At 58.8% G+C, this 8,893-nt stretch carries 10 protein-coding genes; 3 read left to right on the top strand and 7 right to left on the bottom strand.

Annotation, left to right across the window (positions count from 1 at the left end):
* Positions 1-72: 72 nt before the first annotated feature.
* From Q1A48_RS19990 to Q1A48_RS19975, 4 genes are all read right to left on the bottom strand, one after another.
* A complete protein-coding gene (locus Q1A48_RS19990) occupies positions 73-810 on the bottom strand; it encodes a DUF484 family protein (RefSeq protein ID WP_299948446.1) in 738 nt (245 codons plus the stop codon).
* A 129-nt stretch (positions 811-939) separates the two neighbouring features.
* Positions 940-1,770 (bottom strand): diaminopimelate epimerase, encoded by an 831-nt coding sequence (gene dapF, locus Q1A48_RS19985; RefSeq protein ID WP_299948444.1) that lies wholly within the window; start codon positions 1,768-1,770, stop codon positions 940-942.
* A 238-nt stretch (positions 1,771-2,008) separates the two neighbouring features.
* Positions 2,009-3,262 carry a diaminopimelate decarboxylase gene (lysA, locus tag Q1A48_RS19980; protein WP_299948442.1) on the bottom strand — a complete coding sequence of 418 codons (1,254 nt, stop codon included), beginning with the start codon at positions 3,260-3,262 and terminating at the stop codon, positions 2,009-2,011.
* Entirely contained in the window at positions 3,259-3,498 is a 240-nt protein-coding gene (locus tag Q1A48_RS19975) for a lipoprotein (RefSeq protein ID WP_299948440.1), read from the bottom strand. The genes lysA and Q1A48_RS19975 overlap by 4 nt, the downstream gene beginning before the upstream one ends.
* Before the next feature lie 107 nt (positions 3,499-3,605).
* On the opposite strand from Q1A48_RS19975, the gene cyaY reads away from it, so the two are divergent.
* On the top strand, positions 3,606-3,932 hold the full coding sequence (cyaY, locus tag Q1A48_RS19970; protein ID WP_299948438.1) for an iron donor protein CyaY: 327 nt from the start codon (positions 3,606-3,608) through the stop codon (positions 3,930-3,932).
* Here the strand turns inward: cyaY and argH are convergent.
* On the bottom strand, positions 3,912-5,375 hold the full coding sequence (argH, locus tag Q1A48_RS19965) for an argininosuccinate lyase (protein ID WP_299948436.1): 1,464 nt from the start codon (positions 5,373-5,375) through the stop codon (positions 3,912-3,914). The two genes, cyaY and argH, sit on opposite strands and share 21 nt — an antisense overlap.
* Before the next feature lie 89 nt (positions 5,376-5,464).
* Here argH and Q1A48_RS19960 point away from each other — a divergent pair, with 89 nt between their 5' ends.
* Complete coding sequence (locus Q1A48_RS19960) at positions 5,465-6,622, top strand: histidine kinase (protein ID WP_299948434.1); 1,158 nt, start codon at positions 5,465-5,467, stop codon at positions 6,620-6,622.
* Positions 6,619-7,359 carry a LytTR family DNA-binding domain-containing protein gene (locus Q1A48_RS19955; RefSeq protein WP_299948432.1) on the top strand — a complete coding sequence of 247 codons (741 nt, stop codon included), beginning with the start codon at positions 6,619-6,621 and terminating at the stop codon, positions 7,357-7,359. Before Q1A48_RS19960 ends, Q1A48_RS19955 begins: the two co-directional genes overlap by 4 nt.
* A 15-nt stretch (positions 7,360-7,374) precedes the next feature.
* On the opposite strand, the gene Q1A48_RS19950 is transcribed toward Q1A48_RS19955, so the two are convergent.
* Both Q1A48_RS19950 and Q1A48_RS19945 read right to left on the bottom strand, forming a co-directional pair.
* Complete coding sequence (locus Q1A48_RS19950; protein ID WP_299948430.1) at positions 7,375-7,974, bottom strand: LysE family translocator; 600 nt, start codon at positions 7,972-7,974, stop codon at positions 7,375-7,377.
* 11 nt (positions 7,975-7,985) lie between these two features.
* A complete protein-coding gene (locus Q1A48_RS19945; protein WP_299948428.1) occupies positions 7,986-8,747 on the bottom strand; it encodes an SDR family oxidoreductase in 762 nt (253 codons plus the stop codon).
* Positions 8,748-8,893 lie beyond the last annotated feature (146 nt).

The following is an 8,893-nucleotide window of genomic DNA, read 5'->3' as shown; positions in this document are numbered from 1 at the left end:
GTTGTGTTAGAACCTCAACAATGCGAGCTTGCTCTTACAAATCAATAGGCTACATCCAAACGGGAACAGCCCCTAGCGCTCCAACCACTTTGGCAACAGGCGTTCCAATACCTCAGCGATGTAGGACAGAAACAGTGTGCCCAGGCTGGAACGATAGTATTGCGGGTCGGAAGAACCTGCCGCAAGCACGCCCAATTGACTGCCCAGCGGCACTACTGCTGCAGAGGCCACCTGTTGTCCCTGCCCGGCAAACAGGTATTCACGCTCTACCGGGCGTAAAACACCACAAACAGGGCGACCATTGCGCAGAATTCCACCAATAGCGGTTTGGGCGCTGGCGCTGGAACTGGTTTGCACCTGGCCCAGACTGCTGCGTGTCCCAGGTGGGGGGTCAAACAGGGTCAGAGTAGTGAATTCCACATTGAAGTCGGTAGAAAAGTTGGCATAGAGGACCTCAGCGGCCTTGCCCACGTTCTGCGCCTCCAGCAGGGCCAGAATCAGGCGGCGACTGTTGAAAAATAACTGGTCGTTTTCGCGGGCATTGTGCAGCAGTTGGTCGAGCCGCTGGCGCATCTCGATATTGCGCTCGCGCAACAGGTTGGTCTGGTGTGTCATCAACGACACCGTCTTGCCATTTTCCCGCGGCAATTTGATGGTCTCGAGCAGGTCCATACGCTCGACAAAGAACTCGGGGTTTTGCATCAGGTAGCGGGCAACCTGGCGTGCGAGCAGCTTTTCATTGCGCTGTGCCTCCTTGTGCGGATCAGAGGCAATCTCGTCAAGGGGATGCTTGGCGTCTTTTTGTTCCATTTTGATGTGTTCGATATCCGTGCGGACCTGAGGTGCAGTTGCAACTTCAGCGGGTGGGCACCCTCTGGCGGCAGGTGCGCGTAATTCCTGGGAAGTGCGAATAGACTGCCACCCTGCCCGTATTGTTATTCAGAGAATAATTTGCCCGTGAAAAACCGTGGTTGCGGGCCCACTCATAGTAACTGGCTGACCCGGTCCACTCCAGTGGATTGTCAGGGCGCCCCCCGGCAGATGGATTTCCACCTTGTCCTCCACCAGTCCGCGTTGGTGTGCGCAGACCATGGCAGCGCAAGCGCCAGTGCCACAGGCACGGGTTTCGCCCACGCCGCGCTCGAATACCCGCAGATGCGCCATGCTGCGGGCCTCAATTTGCAAAAAGCCCACATTCACGCCCTGTGGAAAACGCGGGTGCATTGCCAACAGGGGACCCAGCTCGGGCACCGGAGCCATCTGTACATCCTCAACCAGTAACACTGCGTGGGGGTTGCCCATGGATACGGCGCCGATAATAAAAGTCTCGCCGTTGATCTCCAGGGGATAGCTTTCCGCACGGCGATCGGCACTGAAGGGAATTTGCTCCGGCTCCAGGAGTGGCGCCCCCATATTCACCTCGACCTGGTCACCACCTATAAGGTTGAGCTGCAGCGTGCCGCTGGCGATTTCCACGTTCAGGTGTTGTTTACCGGTAAGGCGGCGCTCGTGTACAAAGCGTGCAAAGCAGCGAGCGCCATTGCCGCAGTTCTCCACTTCCCCACCGTCCGCATTGAAGATCCGGTAGCGGAAATCCGTATCGGGATACTGGGGTGGTTCCACCAGTAGTACCTGGTCGCAGCCGATGCCCAGGCGGCGGTCGGCAATTCGGCGAATCTTGTCTGGCGACAGCCTGATTCGCTGACTAACGCCGTCGAGCATGACAAAATCGTTTCCGAGCCCGTGCATCTTGCTGAATTTAACGCGCATTCCATTTCTCTGTGGGTTCTGTATTGGGTAGACGAAGTATCATCCCTGAATACATCGGCTGTCGTCCGCGGAGTACTGGCAAAGCGGTGTGCGTCAGCGGGTACCGCATGGCCTTGCAACTTTACGCCGGCGACGGCACCCTTTGTGTCGCACTTTGGCAATGAGAAGCTGGGTTCTCTCAGGGTTCTCGATTGCGCCAATGTCATTCTTATTCTGACATCGATTCCGTCACCGGGGGTCAGATTTTTTCCGGTACCGGGCTCTCCCCCCGTACCAAGTCGGCGAAAGTTTCCCGCGCCCGCACCAGATAGGTATTGCCACCGTCCACCAGCACCTCTGCTGCACGGGTGCGGCTGTTGTAGTTTGAGCTCATGGTAAACCCGTAGGCGCCGGTGGAGAGCACCGCCAGCAGCTGCCCCTCCCTCAAGGATAGGGTGCGGTTCTTGCCGAGGAAATCACCGGTTTCACAAACCGGGCCAACGATATCCCACAGGGCGCTCTCGCCATGGTTCAGTGTCACCGGCACGATATCCTGCCAGGCCTGGTACAGGGCCGGGCGCAGGTTGTCGTTCATGGCGGCGTCGACAATGGCGAAGTTGTGTTCCTCGGTCGGCTTCAGGTAATCGACCCGGGTCAACAGTACGCCGCCGTTGGCAGCGATGGAACGCCCCGGCTCCAGAATCAGGCCCAGGTTGCGATCGCCAATGCGCTCGAGCACCGCCATGAGGTAGGCCGCCACCGGTGGTGGTTCCTCTCCCCGGTAACGCACACCCAGGCCACCGCCCAGATCCAGATGTTCCAACTGGATGCCCTCCCCGAGGAGCCGGTCGACCAGTTCCAGCAGTCGATCCAGAGCATCCATAAAGGGCGCTATCTCGGTTAGCTGGGAGCCGATATGGCAATCCACACCGATCACTTTCAAGTGTGCGGAGTTTGCTGCGCGAGAGTAGGTGCCTAAGGCGTGTGCAATGGCGATACCAAACTTGTTTTCCTTAAGACCTGTGGAAATATAGGGGTGGGTCTGGGCATCGACATCCGGATTCACTCGCAGGGAGATGGGGGCGACGGTCTCGCACTCTGCCGCCACCTGCGCCAGGCGGTGCATTTCCGCCTCGGATTCGATATTGAAGCAGTGCACACCCACCTCGAGCGCACGGCGCATCTCGTCAGCGGTTTTTCCCACACCGGAAAAAACCACACGGGAGGGATCGCCGCCGGCCAGTAGCACCCTCTCCAACTCGCCGCCGGAGACGATATCAAAGCCCGCACCCAGCTGTGCCAGTAGGGACAGGATGCCCAGGTTGCTGTTGGCCTTGACCGCATAACAGATCAGGCCGGGATGACTGCCGAGGGCATTGGCATAGGCTTGGTATTGCCGCTCAAAGTGCGCGCGGCTGTAGACGTAGGTTGGGGTGCCGAAACGCCCGGCGATCTCTTCCAGGCAAACCTGCTCCGCCCACAGACTGCCGTCGCGGTAATTGAACTCGCTCATTTCTGTGTTTCTTGCTCTGCTGGGTCTTCCGCGCTTTTGCGATCCTCCTCATCAGATTCGCCCGGCTGAGTCGCTGTGTTGCTGGTGGGTGCGGTGGAGGGTGGTCCAGTGGTAATACTCGGAGCCGGCGAAGCGGGAGCCTGGGGCAGGTACAGCGGGCCTTTCTGGCCGCAACTGGTTGCGAGGCCGGCACTGGCCAGGAGGGCCAGGAGAGAGAGAAACGGTGTTTTCGACATGGATGACATCCTGCGCCCGGGCTTGCCAAGCGGTGTTCGGCAAAAGCCTGATAGTATAGCGGCCCGGAAATTTCTACCAAGCAGACCCTAACAGAAGTTACATAAAGATGAGCCAGACCAGATACGAGGCGGCCGTTGAGCACACCCTGATGACGATCGAGGACGCTGTGGATAACTGCGCCTGGGACATTGATTTCGAGCGCAATGGCGCCGTGTTGACCCTGACACTGGAGGACAATGGCAGCCAGGTTATTATCTCGCGCCAGTCGGCCAGTGGCGAACTTTGGGTCGCTGCCAAGTCCGGAGGCTACCATTTGGCGTTTGCCGATCCCGGTTGGCAATGCGCTTCCACGGGCGAAGATCTGCCAGCGCTGCTGGATCGCGTGTTGAGCGATCAGCAGGGGGAGCGGGTGTTATTGGCACTGTGTCTGTAGATCGGTCCCGGATGGGGCCTCAGCGCGCAGTGCGATGGCGTCTCTCGCCCGGGCACAGGCCGCGCGCACTTGCATCGGCGCGGTGCCGCCGATGTGGGCACGGGCAGTGACCGAGCCCTCCAGGGTGAGCACGGCAAACACATCCTCATCGATTTCCGCGCAGCATTGTTGCAGTTGGTGCAAACTCAATTCTGCCAGGTCCTTGCCCTGTTCGATGGCAAAGGACACCGACTGGCCGACAATCTCATGGGCATCGCGAAAGGCAACGCCCTTGCGCACCAGATAGTCGGCCAGGTCTGTGGCGGTGGAGAAGCCCCTGGCCGCAGCCTCCAGCATATTGTCTCTCTTCGCCTCCAGTGCCGGCACCATATCTGCAAAGGCGCGCAGGCAGTCCAGTGCGGTATCGGCGCTATCGAATAGCGGCTCCTTGTCCTCCTGGTTGTCCTTGTTGTACGCCAGTGGTTGGCTTTTCATCAGCGTCAGCAGCGCTACCAGGTGGCCGTTGACGCGACCGGTCTTGCCGCGCACCAATTCCGGCACGTCCGGATTTTTCTTCTGCGGCATGATGGAGGAGCCGGTGCAGAAACGGTCCGGCAGGTCGATAAAATCAAACTGACTGGAGGTCCAGAGCACCAGTTCCTCACTGGCACGGGACAGATGGGTGAGCAGCAGCGCGGCGAAGGCGCAGAATTCGATTGCGAAATCCCGGTCACTGACAGAGTCCAGAGAGTTCTCGCTGGGCGCGTCAAAGCCCAGCAGTTCGGCGGTGCGAGCGCGGTCAATTGGGTAGCTGGTGCCGGCCAGTGCGGCGGCGCCCAGGGGAGAGCGGTTCAGGCGCTTGCGGCAATCCATCAGACGCTCAAAGTCCCTGCTGAGCATGGCGTTCCAGGCCAGCAGATGGTGACCGAAGGTCACCGGCTGCGCGCTCTGCAGGTGGGTAAAGCCCGGCATGATAGTATCGGCCTCGCGCTCGGCCAGGGCCACCAGTCCCGATTGCAGGCGGGTCAGTTCGGCGGCGATGCGATCAATACGGCTGCGCAGCCACAGGCGAATATCGGTTGCCACCTGGTCGTTGCGGGAGCGGCCGGTGTGCAGCTTCTTGCCGGTGGGGCCGATACGCTCGGTCAGGCGTGCCTCAATATTCATATGCACGTCCTCCAACTGAACCGACCAGGGAAATGTCCCCGCTTTAATTTCCTCGGCAATATCCCCTAGGCCAGCGGCGATTTTACGGTATTCCCCGTCGCTCAATACCCCTACCTCCGACAACATCTGCGCATGGGCAAGGGAGCCCTGGATATCCTCCAGTGCCATACGTTGATCGAAGGAGACCGAGGCGGTAAATCGCTCGACAAAGGTATCGGTAGCCTCGCTGAAGCGACCGCCCCAGGGTTTGGGGACCGGGTTGTTGGCGGAGTTGGTGGGGGCTTTGCTATTGCTCATGGTTTTCCTGGCTGCAGTGAGGTGAAAGACCGGGGAGCTTGGTGGTATCTTGCCCTTCGTGTTTAAGGACAATCAAGAATAACAACTGCATGTCATTTCCCAGGCCGCCGGGCATTATAGCGCAGAAAATTCGAAAACCTGATGCTAATAACAAGGATTCTGCGATTTCTGGCACACTGCCTTTTTTGCCGGATCTGTGCAGTGGCACCGCCCTGGTGGCACTGGTACTGATGGGTGAGCTGCTGGCCCTGGTGCTGGTACTGGCCCTGGATGGATTGCGTGAATTCAGCTGGCAGCGCCTGGGACTGGTGTCGTTGGTGATCCAGTGGGTGATCCTGCCCTCCGCCGCGGTCTTGTGTCGCCTGCGCCCTTATTTGGCCAGGTTGCCCCACAAACAGGCAGGCGGTCTCAGTTTCGCAGCGGCGCTCGCGGTGCTGGGCGTGATTATGGTGATACAGCGCGCCCTGCGCGCGCTCTTGCTCCAGGCCGGTTTTGACTGGTGGGGGCTTGCCAGCGACTGTCTGCTGGGGGCTATCTGCGCCGGTGTGGTACTGCGCTACGCCTATCTGCAACAACAACTCGTCAACCAGCAGCAGGCGGAACTGGGTGCACGCATTGAGGCGCTGCAGTCCCGTATCCGTCCCCATTTTCTGTTTAACAGCATGAACAGCCTGGCCAGCCTGATCGCTGTGGACCCGGACCGCGCCGAACGCCTGGTGGAAGACATGTGCACGCTGTTTCGCGCCAGTCTTGCCGACCCCAAACTGGTGTCCCTTCAACAGGAGGTCACCCTCGCCAGACGCTACCTGGAGATCGAGGCACTGCGGTTGGGGGGGCGCCTGAAACAGCGCTGGCAGTTGGATGCAGGGCTGGAGGAGATTCAACTGCCCAGTCTGTTGTTGCAACCCCTGCTTGAAAACGCCGTACTGCATGGCGTGGCGCAGTTGCGTAAGGGAGGGGAAATTACGGTGCAGTGCGGAATCCGGGATGCCGCCCTCAGAATCACGGTCGTCAACCCCCTGCCGCGGGAAACTGTGCGCCCTTGCAGGGAAAGCAACGGTATGGCCATGGAGAATATCCGCCAGCGTCTCGCAGCCTATTACGGTGATCGCTTCAAATTTACCGCCCGTCGGGAGGGCGGTCACTATCGGGTGGCCCTGCAGCTACCCTTGGTTCCCAGGGAGTCGGCCCAACGGGGTACAGAGGTCGCTATGAACAGCAAAAGACATGCCGAGGTGACGCAGTGACCCAGTTGCGAGTCCTGATTGTCGATGATGAGCCTCTGGCCCGTACACGTCTACACCGGCAGTTGGGTACTATTGATCATTGCACTGCGGTGGGCGAAGCTGTGGATAGTGAGTCCGCGCTGATACAGGTGCAGGTACTGGACCCCGATCTTGTTTTACTCGATATCGAAATGCCCGGCGGCAGTGGCCTGGCGCTGGCGCAGCAGCTGGCTGCCCGCAACTGCCCACCGGCAATCATTTTTTGCACCGCCCACGATGAATTCGCCCTGCCCGCGTTTGCCACCTCCGCAGCTGGCTATTTACTCAAGCCGGTCAGCGTCGAGCAGCTGCGCCAGGCGGTCGCGAAGGTGCAGCGTCTCAGCAAACCCCAGCAAAAACTGTTACAGGGCGCACAGGAACCCCCTGACTGCAGCCGTATCAAGGCCGTGAGCCGCCTGGGGGTGGAACTGCTGCAGGTGAATACCATCCGTTGCCTGATCGCCGACAGCAAATATGTCCTGGCCCATCACCCCGCCGGCGAGACAATCCTGGATGAATCCCTGAAGGAGTTGGAGTGCAAGTTCGGCGCGCGCTTTGTGCGCGTGCACCGCAGTACCCTGGTGGCGCGGGAGTTTATTGTCGGCCTGCGCAGGGAGAGCGGTCATTACCGGGTAGAGCTGGACGGGGTGGCAGAGGCACCGCTGGTGAGCCGGCGCATGCTGTCGTCCGTAAAGGCCCTGATTGCAGAAATGTGCTGAGTATCCCATCCGCTTTTAACGCAGAAGCACAGTCGCTACTGCGGCTACCATCAACAGAGCAAAGCTCACCCTGATGACCCTTGCCGGTAATGGCTTGTGGAAAAGGGGCCGCAGGCTGCCGCCGAGACACAACCAGAGAAAATCCACCAGGGCAGCGACCAGCAGGCAGACCAATCCGGTTACAAGATAGCTTGGGCCATGCCCTTCAATCGGGAGCAGGAACTGGGAGAAAATGGCAAAAAAAGCGGCGTAGGCCTTTGGGTTGAGCAAATTAAAGATAAATCCGTCCAACAGTGACGGCACCCGGGTCTCAGCCGATTGGCCCGGATTCAGTACGGGCGCCGTAGCAATTTTTATTGCAATGTAGCCAATATAAAGTGCTCCACCCACCTGTACAATAAAATGGGCTTCAGGCCAGGCCGACAACAGTGCCGCCACGCCGGCAGTGGCACCTACAATCGCTATGCACAGGCCGAGCAGGATACCGATCAAAAAACCGGTACTTTTCCTCACGCCAAAGGTTGCTCCAGAAGCTGCCAATGCGAGTGGCGCAGGGCCGGGAGAGCCGAGCAACAGGCCCGTGGCTGCAATCAGGGAAAACAGCGCTTCCGGCATAAATGCTTATCCTATTTTCCGCCCGTGACATCAATAAACGCACCCATGGTAAACGCAGACTCATCGCTGAGAAGCCAGGCTGCCGCTGCAGCCACCTCTTCCGGTTGACCGCCTCGCCCGAGGGGAATTGCGGATTTTACCCGCTCTACCCTGTCGGGCTCCCCGCCATCTGCGTGCATTTCTGTGTAGATACAACCGGGCCGTACGCCGTTCACCCGGATTCCCTCGCTGGCAATTTCCTGGCTGAGACCGATGGTCAGGGTATCGACTGCACCTTTGCTGGCCGCATAGTCGATATATTCATTGGGCGATCCCGAACGGCTGGCACCGGAAGAGATATTGACAATGGCACCGCCACTACCGCCATGTTTGGTTGACATTCTTTTTATGGCTTCGCGGCAGCAGAGTAGGGTGCCTGTGATATTAATGGTGAGAATCTGGTTAATGCGCTCTGCATCCATTGCCTCAACACGCATTTGTGGTTTGAGGATTGCGGCATTGTTCACCAGGTATTGCAGAGGGCCGAGTTGCCGGTCGACTTCCCTGAATAAATGCAGGATATCCGCCTCTGAGGCAATATCTGTGCGCACGGCTATTGCCTCAACGCCAAAAGCTTGAAGTTCATTTAGCAGGCATTCGGCCTGTTCTTTCCGCTCCCGGTAACTGATGGCGATATGATATCCACGCCGGGCAAGTAACCGTGCCGTGGCGGCACCGATTCCGCGGCTTCCACCGGTGATCAGCGCGATCTTTTTTTCACTTTTTGAGCTCATTTTCCAAGTCCGTGAGCACGTTTTTTGTACAAAGAGAGCGCCGGTGCGCTCCTAATTTTCTGCCAGACGTGTTGCTAGGGGCTGTTCCCGTTTGGATGTAGCCTATTGATTTGTAAGAGCAAGCTCGCATTGTTGAGGTTCTAACA

The sequence above is a fragment of the uncultured Microbulbifer sp. genome (genome assembly GCF_947489355.1).
Taxonomy (GTDB): Bacteria; Pseudomonadota; Gammaproteobacteria; order Pseudomonadales; family Cellvibrionaceae; genus Microbulbifer.
The sequence above is the reverse complement of the archived record's forward strand: the minus strand, read 5'-3'. Positions and strand labels throughout refer to the sequence as shown.

Excerpts from the sequence above, each read along its gene's own strand:
- Q1A48_RS19990 (WP_299948446.1), bottom strand. The coding sequence starts at position 810 with ATGGAACAAAAAGACGCCAAGCATCCCCTTGACGAGATTGCCTCTGAT.
- dapF (WP_299948444.1), bottom strand. The coding sequence starts at position 1,770 with ATGCGCGTTAAATTCAGCAAGATGCACGGGCTCGGAAACGATTTTGTC.
- lysA (WP_299948442.1), bottom strand. The coding sequence starts at position 3,262 with ATGAGCGAGTTCAATTACCGCGACGGCAGTCTGTGGGCGGAGCAGGTT.
- Q1A48_RS19975 (WP_299948440.1), bottom strand. The coding sequence starts at position 3,498 with ATGTCGAAAACACCGTTTCTCTCTCTCCTGGCCCTCCTGGCCAGTGCC.
- cyaY (WP_299948438.1), top strand. The coding sequence starts at position 3,606 with ATGAGCCAGACCAGATACGAGGCGGCCGTTGAGCACACCCTGATGACG.
- argH (WP_299948436.1), bottom strand. The coding sequence starts at position 5,375 with ATGAGCAATAGCAAAGCCCCCACCAACTCCGCCAACAACCCGGTCCCC.
- Q1A48_RS19960 (WP_299948434.1), top strand. The coding sequence starts at position 5,465 with ATGTCATTTCCCAGGCCGCCGGGCATTATAGCGCAGAAAATTCGAAAA.
- Q1A48_RS19950 (WP_299948430.1), bottom strand. The coding sequence starts at position 7,974 with ATGCCGGAAGCGCTGTTTTCCCTGATTGCAGCCACGGGCCTGTTGCTC.
- Q1A48_RS19945 (WP_299948428.1), bottom strand. The coding sequence starts at position 8,747 with ATGAGCTCAAAAAGTGAAAAAAAGATCGCGCTGATCACCGGTGGAAGC.